We start from the raw sequence: 17198 nt of genomic DNA, 5'->3' as shown, positions 1-17198 counted from the left end.
GGTCAGGCGAAGCGGCCCATGCAGGTGCGCAGCTTCTCGAGCCCGCGCCGGATCCAGGTCTTCACGGTGCCCAGCGGCAGCTTGAGCTGTTCGGCCAGTTCGCCGTGGCTCATCTCGCGCAGGTAGGCCAGGCTGACCACCTCGCGCTGGCGGCCCTCGAGCTGGCTCAGGCACTGGTGCAGCGCCCAGGCCTGCTCGCTCGCATCGGCCATGTCGGCCGGGTTGGGCGTGTCGGATTCGAAGGTGTCTGCCATCAGCTCGTCGAACTCCTGCGTGAGCTGGGCGCGGTCGGCGGTGCGGCGGCGCAGCAGGTCGAGCGAGCGGCTGCGCACGATGAGCCCCAGCCAGGCCAGCGGCGGACTCAGCGAGGCACGGTAGTCGCCGGCCACGCGCCAGATGGTGAGGAAGGACTCCTGCAGCACGTCTTCGGCCCACTCGCGCTGGCGCACCACCCGCATCGCCAGCCCCATGAGGCGGGGCGCGGTGCGGTCGTACAGCTGTCGCAGGGCGGCTTCGTCGCGATGGCCGATCCGGTCGATCAGCGCCATCAGTTCGGCGTCGGGGCTGGGTGCGGTCATCGGCGGATTGTGGGGCATCGGTGCGCATGTCCGAGGTACGGCCCGGCGGTGCGGGCGGATTCAGCGCGACCGGTCTGAATCCAACAGCCCTCGGGCTGCGTACAGGGGGCAGGGGGGCGTCGACATGCAGAACTCCAGACGGCGGCTCTTTCTTTTTCACCACCGATCAGACACCAAGGAAACGACCATGCACATCCGCACCCTGACCGTCCTGGCTTCCACCACCGCAGCGGCGCTTGGCCTGGCCGCCTGTTCCGGCATGGGCGCCAAGCCCATGCCGGTGTTTTCGCAGGCCAGCCTGCCCGACGCCGTGAAGGTGCCCGCCGGCCACCGCGTGGCCATGGAAACCGTGGGCGCGGGCGACATCACCTACGAATGCCGCGCCAAGGCCAACACGCCGGGTGCGCACGAGTGGGTCTTCGTCGGCCCCGACGCCAAGCTGATGGACCGCGCCGGCAAGCAGGTCGGCAAGTACTACGGCCCGCCCGCCACCTGGGAGAACGCAGACGGCTCGAAGGTCACGGCCACGCAGGTGGCGGTGGCGCCGAACGGCACCGGCAACATTCCCCACCAATTGGTGAAGGCCAACCCCGCCACCGGCATGGGCGCCATGCAGGGCGTGAGCTACATCCAGCGCGTCGCCACGCAGGGCGGCGTGGCCCCCGCCGCCGCCTGCGGCGCCACGAACATGGGCCAGAAACAGGTCGTGAAGTACCAGGCCGACTACATCTTCTACCGCGCCAGCTGACGCGTTAAGCGCCCTCATCCCGCCGCCGTTTGGAAACATTCGGCAACGTATACTGCGCCGCAAAACGGAGCGGGACCGCGTGCGCGCGGGGGCGGGAATGAAGCAAATTGCGATCGTGATCGCGCTCTGCGTGGGCGCGTGGTATTTCTTTATCGGCGGCCGCAAGCTCGACGAGGCGATGGCGCGCGACTACTACCGCAAGGAAGCGCACGCCATCTATTCGCGCGATGCGCAAGCGCTGTGCAAGCAGCTCAGCCGCAAGGCTGTGATCGAGAGCAAGGTCACGATGATGGGCCGCACCGTCGAGAGCAGCCACAACCGCGAGGAAGCCTGCGAGGCGGTCGAGAAGACCTTCGAGCTGTTCCGCACCGTGGGCGACCGCATGGGCGGCATCCTCACCATCGAGTACGAGTACCACATCGACGCCGTCGAGGTGGCCACCGACCGCAAGAGCGCCATCGTCACGGGCACCAGCGTGCTCAAGATGGGCGAGGCCGCGCTCCAGTACAAGACCAGTTTCAGCCAGCGCCTGGAGCGCGAGCTCGGCCAGATGCGCCTCGTGCATTCCAGCGACGCCACGGTCGTGCGCATGGGCGGCGCGGGCGCCATGAGCCAGAGCGACTTCTTCCGCAAGTAGCCGCAGCACCCCAGGCCCCGCCATGATCGACCGCGACTCCCTGCCGCCGCCTCCGCCGTTCTGGCACCGCCTCAACAGCTTCTTCGCCTTTCCGCTCCAGCTGCGGCCGCTGGCCTACGGCCTGGTGCTGTCGTTCTGCAGCCTGCTGTTCGAGGCCGTGTTCTTCCTGCCCGATGCGCTGGCCTTCATCGTCATCGAGGTCGGCATCATCCTGGCGGCCAGCCGCTACGGCTTCAAGGTCATTGCGCTGGGCGCGCGCGGCATCCGCGACTCGGCTGATTTCGGACGTGAATCGAGCGACGAGTGGACCTACCTGCCGTGGAAGCTCTTCGCCATCTCGCTGGTGCAGACGATGCTCATCGGCTGGCTCGCCTGGTACGAGCCGGTGCTGGGCACGGTGGGGCTGTTCATCATGTCCTTCACCTTCCCGGCGGCGGTGATCGTGCTGGTGCAGTCGGGCAGCTTCTTCCAGGCCATGAACCCGGGCTACGTGATGGACGCGATGCGCACCATCGGCTGGCCCTATGCGCTGCTGTGCTTCTTCCTGTTCCTGCTGAGCACGGGCGCGCAGGTGGCGATTTCGATGGTGCTGCCGGTGTTCGACGGACGCATCGTGCTGCCGATCGTCAACTTCGCGTTCATCTACTTCGGCTGGGTGATGGCCAGCCTCCTGGGCTACGTGATGTACCAGCACCACGACGCCTTCGGCATCGACCTCGTGCCCGGCGCGGGCGCCGACATCGGCGCGCCGGTCGACCGTCGCACGCCCGCGCAGATCGCCGCGCAGCGCACCGACGCCGAGGTGGCGCAGTGCATCACCGACGGCGACCTGGCCGCCGCACTGGGCATTGCCTACGAGGCGCAGCGCACCGCCGACGCCGACGACCTGGCCGCGCAGCGCCGCTACCACCGCGTGCTGGCGCTCATGCCCGAGAAGAAGGACACGCTGTTCGACCACGCGCGCCGCTTCATTCCGCTGCTGATGCGGCGCGACCTCGCATCGGACGCGCTGAAAGTCTTCAAGGCCTGCCGCGCCATCGACAAGACCTTCGTGCTCGACGACCCGGCGATGGTCATCGCGATGGCGCGCGCCGAATGGCGCGGCGGCGACGCGCACGGCACGCTCGCGCTGCTGTCGGGCTTCGACAAGCGCTTCCGCGGCCACGCGGCGATCCCGCAGGCCTACGAGCTGGCAGCCCGCGCGCTGGTGCAGGGGCTGGGCCGCACGGACATGGCGCAGCCGATCCTCACCACGCTCGAGGCTCGCTACCCCGAGAGCGAGCAGACGCAGGAAGTGCGCTGGCTGCTGCGGCCGGCGGCCTGAGAGAGGGCCGGCCCGCGGATCAGGGCAAAATTCCGCACGCCGCGCCGGCCGGACCTGCGGACCCGCCTCCCATGCCGCCCCTCACGCCCGAACCGTCCCTTCCTGCTCCTTCATCTCCATCGCCGACGCGCTCCCGCCGCCGCGCGCTGGTGGCCTGGGCGGCTGCCGTCGCGCTGGCGCTGCTGCTGATCGCCGTGGCCGGCCAGTGGGCCGCGCGGCGCGAGGCGAACTTCCAGGCCGACTCGATCCGCCGCGCCATGGAAGTGCACGTGCTCGGCCTGCGCGACGCCGCCGGCAAGTACGGCTACCTGCCGTTCACCGCCGGCATGCACCCCGACGTGCTCGCCGTGCTGGCCCATCCGCAGGACCCCGCCGCGCGGCAGCGCGCCAACCACCACATCGAGGAAGTGAACCGCCTCGCGGGCTCCGACGCGCTGTACCTCACCGACCCGCAGGGCCTCACGCTGGCCGCGAGCAACTGGGCCACGCCGCAGAGCTTCGTGGGCGAGTCGTACGCCAACCGGCCGTACTTTCTCGATGCGCGGGCCGGGCGGCGCGGCCTGTTCTACGGCGTGGGCCAGACCACGGGCGAGCCGGGGCTGTTCATGTCGGCGCCGGTGCGCGCCGAGGGCGGCGGCGAGGTGCTGGGCGTGGTCACCGTCAAGGTCAGCCTGCGCCAGCTGCACGACGCCTGGGCCTTCGTGCGCGATCCGATCCTGCTGACCGACGCGCGCGGCATCGTGTTCCTGAGCTCGGTGCCGGGCTGGATGTACCAGGCCACGCGGGCGCTGAGCCCCGCCGACCTGGCGGGCATCGAGCACGACCAGCAGTACGGCGCGCGCACCCGCTTTGCGCCGCTGCCCTGGCGCGTCGAGCACATCGAAGGCGCGCCGGGCTACCTGGTGCGCACCACGGTCGGTGGCAAGGCGCGGCGTTTTCTCGCCGTCGACGAGCCGCTGCCTGACCTGGGCTGGACCCTGACGGTGATGGCCGACCACGCCGAAGTCACCCGCGCGCGCGAGCGCACCTGGATGCTCGGCCTGCTGGGCGCCGGCGTGCTGCTGCTGGGGGCGCTGTACTGGCGGCTGCGCGAGCGCCGCTTCGCCGAGCAGCGCGACGCGCGGCGCGACCTCGAGCTGCGCGTGCGCGAGCGCACCCACGAGCTGGACCAGGCCCACGCCTTCCGCAAGGCGATGGAAGACTCGCTGCTGGTCGGCATGCGCGCGCGCGACCTGCAGGGCCGCATCATCTACGTCAACCCGGCCTTCTGCGAGATGACCGGCTACGGCGCCGACGAGCTGCTGGGGCGGCTGCCGCCGTACCCCTACTGGCACCCCGACGACGTGACGCAGCACTGGTTCCACTACGAGGCCATGATGAGCGGGCAGCCCGCGCGCTCGGGCTTCGAGTCGCGCCTGCGGCACCGCGACGGGCACGAGGTCATCACCATGGTCTACACCGCGCGGCTCATCGACGCCGACGGCCGCCACAGCGGCTGGATGAGCTCGGTGGTCGACATCACCGAGCAGAAGCGCGCCGAGCTGCGCCAGCGCCAGAACGACGAGCAGCTGCAGCACGCGCAGCGCCTGGCCAGCCTGGGCGAGATGGCCTCCACGCTGGCCCACGAACTCAACCAGCCGCTGATGGCGCTGAGCAACTTCGCCAACGCCGCCAAGGCCTTCGCCGCGCAGGGCAACCAGCCGCTCCTGGCCAGCAGCCTCGACGAGACCGTGGCGCAGGCCAAACGCAGCGCCGAGATCGTGCGGCGCATCCGCGGCTTCGTGCGCCAGCGCACCGCCGGCACCGAAGACTGCGCCGTGGCCGCGCTGGTGACCAATGCGCTGGCGCTGCTGCAGGGCGAGATGCGCCAGCGGCAGGTGCGCGCCGAGGTGCGCATTCCGCCCGCGCTGCCGCCGGTGCGCGGCGACCGCGTGCTGCTCGAGCAGGTGCTGCTGAACCTGCTGTCCAACAGCCTGCAGGCGATGCAGCAGGGCACGCCGCCCGAGCGGCGCGTGGTCGAGGTCGAGGCCGAGCTGCGCGAAGGCCGCGTGCACATTCGCATCGCGGACCACGGCCCCGGCATCGACGCCGCGCTGGCCGAGCAGGTCTTTGCGCCCTTCTTCACCACCAAGGCCGGCGGGCTCGGGTTGGGCCTGAACATCTGCCGCACCATCGTGGAGGCCCACCGCGGCCGCTTGTCGTTCGCCGACCGGCCCGGCGGCGGCACGGTCTTCACCCTCGAACTGGAGGCTTCCCCGTGAACGCACCCCTGCTTGCCAACCACCTGTGCGTCGTCGACGACGACGAGGCCGTGCGCCGCTCCCTGGGCCTGCTGCTGCTGTCGCGCGGCCATGCGGTGCAGGCCTTCGCCTCGGGCGAGGCCTTCCTGGCCGGTGCCGACCTGCAGCGCTCGGGCTGCGCCATCCTCGACCTGCGCATGGAGGGCATGAGCGGGCTGCAGGTGTTCGACGCGCTGCGCGCGCAGGACAGCCCGCTGGTCGTGATCTTCCTGTCCGGGCATGGCGACATCCCGATGGCGGTCGAGGCGGTGCAGAACGGCGCCTTCGGCTGGCTGGAGAAGCCCTGCAACGACGAGCGCCTGCTCGACAGCATCGCCAAGGCGTTGCAGAAGGCCGAAGAGGTTGCCGTGCGCCGCCAGGCCCGGCAGGCCGCGCAGGCGCTGTGGGCCAAGCTCACGCCGCGCGAGATGCAGGTCGCCCGGCTCGTGGCCGAAGGCCTGCCCAACAAGCGCATCGCGCAGGAACTCGCGCCGCTGGAGCTGCGCACGGTGGAAACGCACCGGGCGCACATGTTCGCGAAGCTGGGTTTTTCGAGCAGCCTGGAGCTGGATCGCTTCCTGCGCGAGCACGGGTTGTAGTTCTGTTCGGGGCGCGTGCCCAGGCCACCGGGTGCTTCCCTCCGCGAATGTCCCCCGGGGCTTCGCCCCTCCTCCTTGATTTCGCTGCGGGAAGCACCCAGTGTCCTGGGCACAGGGCACGCTGCGGGTGCTCGCCGATCAACGACTGCACTGAACACGCTCACGCCGATGGGGTGCCTTGCGCAGCGAAATCAAGGAGGAGGGCGAAGCCCGGGGGACATTCGCGGAGCAAGGTGCCCCGTCGGCGGGAGCGTCGCCCTGAAGGCGCCCCAACTTCTGGCTAGAACTTAGGGTTTACCCCTGCGTACCGGTACGCAGTCCCGCGGCGGGGGCCCTACGGACGACAGCGTGCCCCCGGCGGACCAGACTCCCCGGCACGGCTTTCCGCGGGCTTCGCGGGGGCTGCAGCCAGAGACAAGGACCCCCCGCATGACCGCCATTGCCAGCAGCAGCACGAGCGCCGGCGCTTCCAGCCCAGACGCGACCCGCGACACCACCCCCTACACCTTCGAGGAAAAGCGCAAGCGCATCTTCGCCATCTTTGCCGCGTCGTCCGGCAACCTGGTGGAGTGGTTCGACTTCTACGTCTACGCCTTCTGCGCGATCTACTTCGCGCCCTCGTTCTTCCCCAAGTCGGACCCGACGGTCCAGCTGCTGAACACCGCCGGCGTGTTCGCCGCCGGCTTCCTGATGCGCCCGATCGGCGGCTGGCTGTTCGGCCGGCTGGCCGACCGCAAGGGCCGCAAGACCTCGATGGTGACTTCGGTCGTCATGATGTGCGTCGGCTCGCTGGTCATTGCCTGCCTGCCCACCTACGCGCAGATCGGCGCCTGGGCGCCCGCGCTGCTGCTGGCCGCGCGCCTGCTGCAGGGCCTGTCGGTCGGCGGCGAATACGGCACCACCGCCACCTACATGAGCGAAGTGGCGATGCGCGGCCAGCGCGGCTTCTTCTCGTCGTTCCAGTACGTCACGCTGATCGGCGGCCAGCTGCTGGCCGTGGTGGCCGTGGTGGTGCTGCAGCAGCTGCTCACCGAGGCCGAGCTCAAGGCCTGGGGCTGGCGCATTCCCTTCGTGCTGGGTGCCCTGGCCGCCGTCGTGGCGCTGATGCTGCGCCGCACGCTCACCGAAACGGCCAGCACCAAGACCCGCGCCGCCAAGGGCGCCGGCAGCGTCGCCGAGCTGTTCAAGCACCACAAGCGCGCCTTCCTCGTCGTGCTGGGCTACACGGCCGGCGGCTCGCTGATCTTCTACACCTTCACCACCTACATGCAGAAGTACCTGGTGAACTCGGCCGGCATGTCGATCAAGACCGCCAGCAACGTGATGACGGCGTGCCTGTTCCTGTACATGTGCATGCAGCCGCTGTTCGGCGCGCTGTCGGACCGCATCGGCCGTCGCAGCAACATGTTGCTGTTCGGCGCCCTGGGCGCGCTGATGACGGTGCCCGTGCTGAGCAACCTGCAAAGCGTGGGCAGCCCGCTGATGGCCGGCGTGCTGATCACGCTGGCGCTGGCGGTGGTGAGCTTCTACACCTCGATCAGCGGCATCGTGAAGGCCGAGATGTTCCCGCCCGAAGTGCGCGCGCTGGGCGTGGGCCTGTCGTACGCGGTGGGCAACGCCATCTTCGGCGGCAGCGCCGAGTACGTGGCGCTGGGCCTGAAGTCGATCGGCCACGAGTCGTATTTCTACTGGTACGTGACGGCGATGATGGGCGTGGCCTTCCTGGTCAGCCTGCTGCTGCCGAAGCAGGCGACGTACCTGCACAACGACAAGTAAGCGCAGCGGCGCTTCGTCAACGAACCCGGCCGCGTGCCGGGTTTTTTACGTGCGCTGCAACGCGCGCGTGACCATGTCGTTGGGCGCCAGCCGCAGCAGGTGCGGCAGCAGGCCCAGGGCGCGATCGCGTTCGCCCGCGTGCAGCAGCCCGTTGGCGCACACCGAGAGCGTGTCGGCCAGCTCGGGATGGTCGGGCGCGGTCTTCAGCAGGATGCGGCAGAGCTTGTCGGCGTCGCCGAACTGGCGGATGCGCGCGAAGCGGCGCGCCAGCCGGGCCATGTCGTCGGGCTTCAGGCGCACGCCCGGTTTGGCCTGGTCGAGGTAGGTCGTGAAGCTGGCGTGCTGCAGCGCGAGCGTGTCGGCATCGGTGGCGGGCAGGCGGAAGATGCGGCGCGCGGCCTGGTGGAAGTCGTCGCTGGCGGGCTGCAGGCGCGCGGTGTGGAACCAGGCGCGCAGCGTGTCGGTGTCGCTGGGGCGCAGGGCGGCGGCGGCGCGCCATTCGGCACACGCGGGCTCGAACTTCATCGCCGCCGACAGCTTGCGCGCGGCGGCCACGTGCTGCTCGAAGCGGTGGTCGTCGGTCACCATTTCCGACTTCACGGTCTCGGGCGTCTTCACGCGGCCCAGCCACATGGCGCCGGCCATCAGCGCCGCGCCCGTCAGCAGGCCGCCCAGGTGGGCCATGTAGGCGATGCCCTGGCCGCCGATCCAGTGCTGCACCAGCTCGTTGACGATCCAGGCCGGCAGCAAGAGCAGGGCGGGCGCCGTGACGTAGTTGAAATAGAAGAACAGCTGGTAGAAAAAGCGGATGCGCCGCAGCCGGTACATCACGGCGTACATGCCCATCAATGCCGAGATCGCGCCCGAGGCACCCAGCCCGTAGCCGCCCTTGCCCGCATAGGCCCAGCCGGCCAGCAGCGCGGAGCCCACGCCGCCCAACAGGTAGAAGCTCAGGTAGGTGCCGCGCCCCAGTGCCAGCTCGACCGAGAAGCCGAACAAAAAGAGGAACAGCATGTTGCCCAGCAGGTGACCCGTGCTGCCGTGCAGGAAGGCGGCGGTGAGCCAGGTCCAGGGCTTGAATTCGGCGTCCTTGCCGTAGTCCTGCGACCAGCGCGCGGTGAACGGCGCGGGCAGCATCGCCTCGTACTGGCGGCGGTCGCGCTGCCATTCGTCGAAGCGCGGGTTCGCGGGCGTCACGACCTGGTCGGCGCGCAGCTTCTTCAGGAAGGGCTGGTCGTTTTGCAGGCCTTCGAGTAGCTGCGGGTAGGCCTCTTCATGGGCCAGCATGCGGCGCGCCAGCTTGCCGCGCTTGGGGTCGGTTTTTTCGAGCCACTCGACGAAGGGCGGCAGCTCCAGCTCGGGCAGCACGCTCTGCACGTAGAACTGCGCCGCGCGCTCGCGGCCGTTCTCTTCGCTGCGCTGCGGCCCCCAGAACACGACCATGTTCAGGAGGATCAGCAGCACCGTCATCCACGGCGGGTTGTGCCAGCTCGGTTTGTTTTCGAGCGGGATGGCGTAGAACATGAAGCGCGGCCCTCGGTGGTGTGGCCGCGAGCTTCAGCCCAGGCGGGCGCGGTGGCGGGCGACCTGTGCCTTCACTTGCACGGGCGCGGTGCCGCCCAGCACGTTGCGGGCGTTGAGCGAGCCGCGCAGGCTCAGCACGTCGTACACGTCCTTCTCGATGTTCGGGTTGAACTGCTGCAGCACGGACAGCGGCAGCTCCGACAGGTCGACCTGGTGCGAGGTGGCGGCCTTCACGGCGTGGGCCACGGTTTCGTGCGCGTCGCGGAAGGGCAGGCCCTTCTTCACGAGGTAGTCGGCCAGGTCGGTGGCGGTGGCGTAGCCGCGCAGCGCGGCGGCCTCCATGGCCTGCGGCTTCACGGTGATGCCGCCGATCATTTCGGCAAAGATGCGCAGGGTGTCCTTGAGCGTGTCGACGGTGTCGAACAGCGGCTCCTTGTCTTCCTGGTTGTCCTTGTTGTAGGCCAGCGGCTGGCCCTTCATGAGCGTGATGAGCGCCATCAGGTGGCCGACCACGCGGCCGGTCTTGCCGCGCGCCAGCTCGGGCACGTCGGGGTTCTTCTTCTGCGGCATGATCGACGAGCCGGTGGTGAAGCGGTCGGCGATGTTGATGAAGCCGAAGTTCTGGCTCATCCAGATGATGAGTTCTTCGCTCAGGCGGCTCACGTGCACCATGCACAGGCTGGCGGCGGCGGTGAACTCGATCGCGAAGTCGCGGTCGCTCACGGCGTCCAGGCTGTTCTGGCAGACGCTGTCCATCTTCAGGGTGCGCGCCACGAGCTCGCGGTCCAGCGGGTAGCTGGTGCCGGCCAGGGCGGCGGCGCCCAGCGGCAGGCGGTTGACGCGCTTGCGCACCTCGCCCATGCGCTCGGCGTCGCGGCTGAACATTTCCACGTAGGCCAGCATGTGGTGGCCGAAGCTCACGGGCTGGGCCACCTGCAGGTGGGTGAAGCCGGGCAGGATCACCTCGACGTTCTTCTCGGCGATGTCGACCAGCGCCTTCTGCAGCTCGACCAGCAGGTCGCCGATGAGGTCGATCTCGCCGCGCAGCCACAGGCGCACGTCGGTGGCGACCTGGTCGTTGCGGCTGCGGCCGGTGTGCAGGCGCTTGCCGGCGTCGCCGACCAGTTGGGTCAGGCGGGCCTCGATGTTCAGGTGCACGTCCTCGAGGTCGAGCTTCCATTCGAAGCTGCCGGCCTCGATTTCGCTGCGGATCTGCGCCATGCCGCGCTCGATGGCGGCGTGGTCCTGCACGCTGATGATGCCCTGGGCCGCGAGCATGCCGGCGTGCGCCAGCGAGCCCTCGATGTCGGCCTGCCACAGGCGCTTGTCGAAGAAGACGCTGGAGGTGTAGCGCTTCACCAGGTCGCTCATCGGTTCGGAGAACAGGGCCGACCAGGCTTCGGATTTCTTGTCGAGTTGGTTTTGGGTCATGGGAGCCGTCCAGGAAGGCAATAATGGGTTGGTCACCCGATGGATCTGATGTCTGCGATGCGCAACCCGGCGATTTTATCGGCCAGCTCCCCCTCCACGTCCGCTTCGTCGCCGGAACGCGCCCGCGCGCCCGTGCGCGGCGGTCCGGCGCTGTTCGACGCCTGCCAGATCGGCGTGGTGCTGCGCACCGTGGTGTTCGTCGAAGCGGTGGTGGCGGTGGCCACGCTGTTCGTGGTCGGCTCCTTCGGCGAATGGCTGGTGCAGGCGGCCACGGTCACCGGCGGCGCGCTGCCCGCCACGCTGCTGTGGCTGGTGGCGGCCTGCGGGCTCAAGAAGCAATTGCGGCGCCTGCCGCCCCCGGGCCAGTACGCCGCCGGCGCCGTACTGGGGGCGGTGGCCTCGCTGTACGGCTGCGGCCTGCTGCGCCTGACCGGCGTGATCGCCAGCGCCCCCTGGCTGGCCAGCGCGCTGGCCGGCGCGCTGTTTGCGGGGCTGGTGATGGCGGCGATGGTGCTGCGCGCGCGCGGCCAGACGCCGGCCGCGACCACGGCCCGGCTCGAGGAGCTGCAGTCGCGCATCCGCCCGCATTTCCTGTTCAACACGCTGAACAGCGCCATCGCGCTGGTGCGCGAGGAGCCGGCCAAGGCCGAGACCATGCTCGAGGACCTGGCCGAGCTGTTCCGCCAGGCGCTCACCGTGCCGGGCGAATCGGGCACGCTCGCCGACGAGATCGCGCTGGCCGAGCGCTACCTGGCCATCGAGCAGGTGCGCTTCGGCGAGCGCCTGCGCATCCGCTGGGACCTCGATGCCGCCGCCAGCGACGCGCGGCTGCCGCCGCTCTTGCTGCAGCCGCTGGTCGAGAACGCCATCAAGCACGGCGTGGAGCCCAGCCCCGAGGGCGGCAAGCTGCGCATCCGCACCGAGCGGCGCGGCGGCATGGTCGTGATCGAGGTGGTCAACAGCCTGCCGCCGCTGCGCTGGGCCGACGAGCCGCTGCCGCGCGGCCACGGCATCGCCCTGGACAACGTGCGCGAGCGGCTGCGGCTGCTGCACGACATGCAGATGCAGTTCAGCGCCGGCATGGACCAGAAGAACTACCGCGTACGCATTGCCATCCCCGCCGAATCATGAGCCTCAAGACCCTGATCGTTGACGACGAAGCCCTGGCCCGCTCGCGCCTGCGCACGCTGCTGCGCGACTGCAGCTCGCCCGCCGCCGAGGTGACGGCCGAGGCCGCGCAGGGCGAAGAGGCGCTGGCCCACCTGGCCGCGATGGACCTCGACCTCGTGCTGCTCGACGTGCACATGCCCGGCGTCGACGGCATCGAGGTGGCGCGCGCGCTGCGCAGCCGGCCCGACGCGCCGGCCGTGGTGTTCGTGACGGCGCACGCCAGCCACGCGGTCACGGCCTTCGAGCTGGAGGCGGTCGACTACCTCACCAAGCCCGTGCGCGCCGAGCGGCTGCAGCAGGCGCTGCAGAAAGTCGAGCGCTTCCTGAAGGAGCGCCGCGCCGCCCAGCCGGCCCCCGAGGCCACGCCCGAGTGCGTGCTGATCCAGGACCGGGGCCGCGCCGAGCGCGTGCCGCTGTCCGAAGTGCTGTACCTCAAGTCCGAATACAAGTACCTCACGGTGCGCACCGCCACGCGCAGCCACATCCTCGACGGCTCGCTGAACGACTTCGAGGAGCGCTACCCGCACCGCTTTTTGCGCGTGCACCGCAACGCGCTGGTGGCGCGCGCGGCGATCCGCGCGCTGGAGCGCTACGACGACGGCGAGGACGCCGAAGGCTGGGCGCTGCGGCTGGACTCGGTGCCCGAGCCCGTGGCGGTGTCGCGCCGCCAGCTGGCCGCGGTGCGCGAGATGCTGAAGGAATCGCGATGACCGACGACACCCCGGCCGGCCCGAAACCGGCGCCTGAACGGCCGGTGGCTGCGGATGAGCCGCCGCCTGCACCCGCACCGGTGCCGGCGCCGCCGGTCGACCCCGTCGAGCCCGCAGCGCCGGTCGAGCCGAGCGCGACCGCCGAAGAGGCGACCTCCGCCCTGCGCAGGCGCTTCGTGCTGCACATGCCGGTCGACGTGCGCAGCGCCTCGCTGGTGGTGCTGGCCGTGCTCGCCAGCGTCTTCGCGTTGCGCTGGGGCCAGGCCGTGTTCGTGCCGCTGATGCTGAGCCTGCTGCTGAACTACGCGCTGTCGCCGCTGGTCGAGCGCCTGCACCGCTGGTACGTGCCGCGCTGGATCGGCGCGGCGGCGATCCTGCTGGGCCTGTTCGGCGGGCTCGGGTGGACGGGCTATTCGCTCTCGGGCAGCGCCTCGCAACTGCTCGACTCGCTGCCGGTCGCCGCGCAGAAGCTCGGCCAGGCCATGCGCCGCGACAAGAACGCCAGCGCCACGCCGCTGGACAGCGTGCAGCAGGCCGCCGCGCAGCTCGAGAAAGCGGCCGAGGAAAACTCCGCGCGCGTCGCTTCGCGCAAGGGCGTGGCGCGCGTCGTGATCGAGCGGCCGGGCTTCAACGTGCGCGACTACCTGCTCAGCGGCACGGTCGGCCTGCTCAACGCCTTGGGGCAGCTCACGCTGGTGGCCTTCCTCACCTACTTCGCGCTGTGTTCGGGCGACACCTTCCGGCGCAAGCTCATCAAGATCACCGGGCCCAGCCTGCAGAAGAAGAAGGTCACGGTGCACGTGCTGGACGACATCACGCGCAACATCGAGCGCTACCTGCTGGTGCAGATCCTGGTGAGCGGGCTGGTGGGGCTGACCACCGGCCTGGCCTTCTGGCTGCTCGGCGTGGAGAACGCGGCCGTGTGGGGAATCATCGCGGCCGTGACCAACCTCATTCCGTACATCGGCTCGGTGATCGTGCTGGTGGCGGCGGGGCTCATGGCCTTCCTTCAGTTCAGCAGCATCGAGATGGCGCTGCTGGTGGGCGGTGTGTCGCTGGCCATCCACACGGTGGTGGGCAACCTGCTGATGCCCTGGCTCACCAGCCGCACCAGCCGCATGAACCCGGTGGCGGTGTTCGTGGGCGTGATCTTCTGGGGCTGGCTGTGGGGCATCTGGGGGCTGCTGCTGGGCATCCCGATCACCATGGTCATCAAGTCGATCTGCGACCGGGTGGAAGACCTGCAGCCGATCGGCGAACTGCTCGGCGAATGAACCGGCCCTTCAGACTCTTCAGGAGGGTGCATCGTCCGATGCTGTAAATTATTGCAAATCAATTCGCAATAATTAAATGCCCGACGTTTCATCCGCTTCCTTGCCACCCGGGGCCGGCGCCCCGGCCCGGCTGCTCTCCATCGACGCGCTGCGCGGCCTCGTGATCCTGTTCATGCTGCTGGACCACGTGCGCGAGACCTTCTACCTGCACCACCAGGTGCCCGACCCCATGCTCGTGGCGCAGACGCCGCCGGCGCTGTTCTTCGGCCGCCTGCTGGCGCACCTGTGCGCGCCGGTGTTCGTGTTCCTGACCGGGCTGTCGGCCTTTCTCTACGGCGCGAAGCAGGCGGACGGCCGCGCGGCGGCGTCCTCGTTCCTGTGGAAGCGGGGCCTGTTCCTCGTGCTGCTGGAGGTCACGGTCGTCAACTTTGCCTGGACCTTCCAGTTCCCGCCGGCCACCGTGTTCCTGCAGGTGATCTGGGTGATCGGGCTGTCGATGCTGGCGTTGTCGGCGCTGGTGTGGCTGCCGCGCCGGGCGCTGGTCGTGTTGGGCGTGGTGCTGGTGGCGGGGCACAACCTGCTCGACGGCGTGCACTTTCCCGTCGGCCATGTGCTGCACGTGCCCTGGGCCGTGCTGCACGACCGGGGCTGGATCGAGGTGTCCGAGGCCCTGAGGCTGCGCACGTCGTACCCGCTGCTGCCGTGGATCGGCGTGATCGCGCTGGGCTATGTCGCCGGGCCGTGGTTCCTGCCCGGCGCCGATGCGCCGCAGCGCCAGCGGCGGCTGCTCGCGTGGGCCGTGGGCCTGCTCGTTGGCTTCGTGGCGCTGCGCGCACTCAATGCCTACGGCGACAAGCCCTGGGCAGCAGGCGACAGCGCGCTGACGACCGTGATGGCCTTCCTCAACGTCACGAAGTACCCGCCGTCGCTGCTGTTCATCGCGCTGACGCTCGGCGTGGGGCTGTGGCTGCTGCGCCTGTTCGAGCGCCGGCAGGGCGCGCCCTGGCTCGCGCCGCTGGCCGTGTTCGGCGCGGCGCCCATGTTCTTCTACGTGCTGCACCTGTACGTGCTCAAGTTCCTCTACCTGGGGGCCGAGGCGGTCTGGGGCCCCAACCAGGGCCGCCTGTTCGGCTTCGACGCCGTCTGGATGGTGTGGCTGGTCACCGGGGTGCTGGCCTTTGCGCTGTATCCGGCGGTGCGCGCCTTCGCCGCCCTGAAGGCGCGGCGCCGCGACATCGCGTGGCTCAAGTACCTGTGAAGGGCCGGCGATGAAGCGGGTCTGCGGCGCGGCCCTCGCCATGCTGGGCACGTCCACCCTCGCGGCCGAAGGTGGGGGCTTCGTCGAGGACACGCGCTGGCACGTGCTCCAGCGCAGCGTGTACGAGCACCGGAGCTACCTGCACGGCGACCGCAGCAACGGCGGGCGCAACGCCACGCTGCCGAAGGCGCGGCGCAGCGACTACGCGCAGGAGTGGGGCTACGGCGTCATGGGCACCGTCGCGTCCGGCTTCACGCCGGGCTGGATCGGCTTCGGCGTGGACGCGCATGCCTCGCTCGCGCGCAGCCTCGACGGCGACGATCTGCGCGTCGGCAAGATCCGCATGCTGCCGGTGGACGGCGCGGGCTACGCGCAGCACGGCATCGCGCGCGGCGGCGTGGCGCTGAAGGCGCGCATCTCCGCCACCGTGCTGACGGTGGGCGAGCAACGCGTGAAGACGCCGGTCTTCAGCGCGTCCGATTCCCGCCTGCTGCCCGAGACCATGCGCGGCTGGCTGCTGACGAGCCGCGAGTTCGACACGCTCACGCTGCAGGCCGGCCGCTTCACCGGGTCGACCGACCGCCATGCGCGCGGCACGAACCACCCGTTGATCGTCAATTACCTCGACCCGAAGTCACCGCGCGGCGACGTGTTCGACTTTGCCGGCGGCACCTGGAAGGGCAGCGCTTCGCTGTCGCTCACGGCCTATGTCGCACGCCTGCAGGACACCTGGCGCACGGGCTACCTGGGCGCCCACTACACGGTGCCGCTGGAAGACAAGCGCGCGTTGTCCTTCGACCTGCACGTGTACCGCAGCAAGGACACGGGCCGTGCGCTGGCCGGCCCGGTGGACAACACCACCGCGAGCCTCATGACCAGCTACGCCCACGGCCCCCACCGCGTGGGCCTGGGCTGGCAGAAGGTCGCGGGCGACACGCCGTTCGACTACGTGACGCGCGGCGCCGTCTGGCTCGGCAATGCAGCGCAGCTGTCCGACTTCAATGCGCCGCATGAGCGGTCGTGGCAGCTGCGCTACGAAGTGGATGCCGCGCGTTGGGGAGCGCCCGGGTTGAGCCTGGGCGCGGCCTACATCCGCGGCAGTGGCATCGACGGCAGCCGGGTGCCGCCGCGCGGAGGCTACGCATGGCTGGGCTACGGGCAGGGCGGCCGGCACTGGGAGCGCGACCTCTGGCTGCGCTACACGGTCCAGCAAGGCAGCGCCAAGGGCCTGGCCTTCCTGCTGCGCTACGGCGAGCACCGCAACAACAAGGCGCAGGCCGAACTCAACACGCGCCAGATTCGCGTCGCGCTGGAGTACCCGATCGGCAACGACTGAGCGGGCGGCGCTGTCAGGGGGCCGTGACGGGCAGCTTCTTCACGAAGGTCACGGCGGGGTCGAGCGGTTGGCCGTCGCGCGTGCGCAGGTCGATTGGCGCTACCGGCTCACCGTTCTCGCGCTCCAGCAGCACCGAATGCGGCTCGCCGGGCGCGAACAGGTTCGCCTCGCCCCAGTGCCGCAGGCCGACCACCACGGGGAACAGGCCGCGGCCCTTGGCCGTCAGCGCGTACTCCTGGTAGAGCGAGCCGTCCGAGGCCGGCACGAGGTCGAACACGCCTTCCTGCACCAGCCACTTCAGCCGGTCGGCCAGGATGTTCTTGGCCACGCCCAGGCTCTGCTGGAACTCGCCGAAGCGCCGCATGCCGTCGAAGGCGTCGCGCACGATCAGCAGCGACCACTGGTCGCCGACGATCTCGAGGGCGCGCGCCATCGGGCAGGCGTCGAACCTCAGACTTTTTCTCCTGGCCATCGTGTGTTTCCTGTGCGTCCCTGGGATGGCGGGATTAGACCGTAGCGTTGGATTGGTTGCAAATTAAAACCGATGCGACTAG

At 69.8% G+C, this 17198-nt stretch carries 15 protein-coding genes; 11 read left to right on the top strand and 4 right to left on the bottom strand.

Going from position 1 to position 17198, the window contains the following annotated elements; genetic code table 11:
- Positions 1–2: 2 nt before the first annotated feature.
- Positions 3–578, bottom strand: coding sequence for an RNA polymerase sigma factor (locus VBO01S_RS12130; RefSeq protein WP_235944176.1), 576 nt, complete (start codon positions 576–578; stop codon positions 3–5).
- 187 nt (positions 579–765) lie between these two features.
- On the opposite strand from VBO01S_RS12130, the gene VBO01S_RS12125 reads away from it, so the two are divergent.
- The 6 genes from VBO01S_RS12125 to VBO01S_RS12100 all read left to right on the top strand — a co-directional run bounded on the left by VBO01S_RS12125 (position 766) and on the right by VBO01S_RS12100 (position 7941).
- Positions 766–1326, top strand: coding sequence for a DUF3455 domain-containing protein (locus tag VBO01S_RS12125; protein ID WP_062474332.1), 561 nt, complete (start codon positions 766–768; stop codon positions 1324–1326).
- A 97-nt stretch (positions 1327–1423) separates the two neighbouring features.
- Positions 1424–1963 (top strand): hypothetical protein, encoded by a 540-nt coding sequence (locus VBO01S_RS12120; protein ID WP_062474331.1) that lies wholly within the window; start codon positions 1424–1426, stop codon positions 1961–1963.
- 22 nt (positions 1964–1985) lie between these two features.
- A complete protein-coding gene (locus tag VBO01S_RS12115; RefSeq protein ID WP_062474330.1) occupies positions 1986–3287 on the top strand; it encodes a hypothetical protein in 1302 nt (433 codons plus the stop codon).
- A 71-nt stretch (positions 3288–3358) separates the two neighbouring features.
- Positions 3359–5548: an ATP-binding protein gene (locus tag VBO01S_RS12110; protein ID WP_062474329.1), complete on the top strand. Its 2190-nt coding sequence runs from the start codon at positions 3359–3361 to the stop codon at positions 5546–5548.
- Complete coding sequence (locus VBO01S_RS12105) at positions 5545–6165, top strand: response regulator transcription factor (RefSeq protein WP_062474327.1); 621 nt, start codon at positions 5545–5547, stop codon at positions 6163–6165. Before VBO01S_RS12110 ends, VBO01S_RS12105 begins: the two co-directional genes overlap by 4 nt.
- Positions 6166–6594: 429 nt before the next feature.
- Positions 6595–7941: an MFS family transporter gene (locus VBO01S_RS12100; RefSeq protein ID WP_062474325.1), complete on the top strand. Its 1347-nt coding sequence runs from the start codon at positions 6595–6597 to the stop codon at positions 7939–7941.
- Between the two features lie 45 nt (positions 7942–7986).
- On the opposite strand, the gene VBO01S_RS12095 is transcribed toward VBO01S_RS12100, so the two are convergent.
- Together VBO01S_RS12095 and argH are read right to left on the bottom strand one after the other, a co-directional pair.
- Positions 7987–9465: a rhomboid family intramembrane serine protease gene (locus VBO01S_RS12095; RefSeq protein ID WP_062474323.1), complete on the bottom strand. Its 1479-nt coding sequence runs from the start codon at positions 9463–9465 to the stop codon at positions 7987–7989.
- 33 nt (positions 9466–9498) lie between these two features.
- The gene (gene argH, locus VBO01S_RS12090) at positions 9499–10896 is read right to left on the bottom strand and encodes an argininosuccinate lyase (protein ID WP_062474321.1); all 1398 of its coding nucleotides are present in this window, start codon (positions 10894–10896) and stop codon (positions 9499–9501) included.
- 57 nt (positions 10897–10953) lie between these two features.
- Between argH and VBO01S_RS12085 the strand changes: the two genes are divergently transcribed.
- From VBO01S_RS12085 to VBO01S_RS12065, 5 genes are all read left to right on the top strand, one after another.
- Positions 10954–12027 carry a sensor histidine kinase gene (locus VBO01S_RS12085; protein ID WP_062474364.1) on the top strand — a complete coding sequence of 358 codons (1074 nt, stop codon included), beginning with the start codon at positions 10954–10956 and terminating at the stop codon, positions 12025–12027.
- Positions 12024–12776, top strand: a complete 753-nt coding sequence (locus VBO01S_RS12080; RefSeq protein WP_062474320.1) for a LytR/AlgR family response regulator transcription factor — start codon at positions 12024–12026, stop codon at positions 12774–12776. The genes VBO01S_RS12085 and VBO01S_RS12080 overlap by 4 nt, the downstream gene beginning before the upstream one ends.
- Positions 12773–14050 carry an AI-2E family transporter gene (locus VBO01S_RS12075; RefSeq protein ID WP_062474318.1) on the top strand — a complete coding sequence of 426 codons (1278 nt, stop codon included), beginning with the start codon at positions 12773–12775 and terminating at the stop codon, positions 14048–14050. Before VBO01S_RS12080 ends, VBO01S_RS12075 begins: the two co-directional genes overlap by 4 nt.
- A 76-nt stretch (positions 14051–14126) precedes the next feature.
- The gene (locus VBO01S_RS12070; RefSeq protein ID WP_062474312.1) at positions 14127–15308 is read left to right on the top strand and encodes an acetyltransferase domain-containing protein; all 1182 of its coding nucleotides are present in this window, start codon (positions 14127–14129) and stop codon (positions 15306–15308) included.
- 10 nt (positions 15309–15318) lie between these two features.
- Complete coding sequence (locus VBO01S_RS12065) at positions 15319–16644, top strand: OprD family outer membrane porin (protein WP_082818110.1); 1326 nt, start codon at positions 15319–15321, stop codon at positions 16642–16644.
- 13 nt (positions 16645–16657) lie between these two features.
- Here VBO01S_RS12065 and VBO01S_RS12060 read toward each other — a convergent pair whose 3' ends face one another.
- A complete protein-coding gene (locus VBO01S_RS12060) occupies positions 16658–17116 on the bottom strand; it encodes a winged helix-turn-helix transcriptional regulator (RefSeq protein ID WP_062474310.1) in 459 nt (152 codons plus the stop codon).
- Between the last annotated feature and the right edge of the window lie 82 nt (positions 17117–17198).

The sequence above is a fragment of the Variovorax boronicumulans NBRC 103145 genome, assembly GCF_001591345.1.
GTDB classification, from domain to species: Bacteria; Pseudomonadota; Gammaproteobacteria; order Burkholderiales; family Burkholderiaceae_C; genus Variovorax; species Variovorax boronicumulans.
This window is presented reverse-complemented; position numbering and strand designations above follow the sequence as displayed.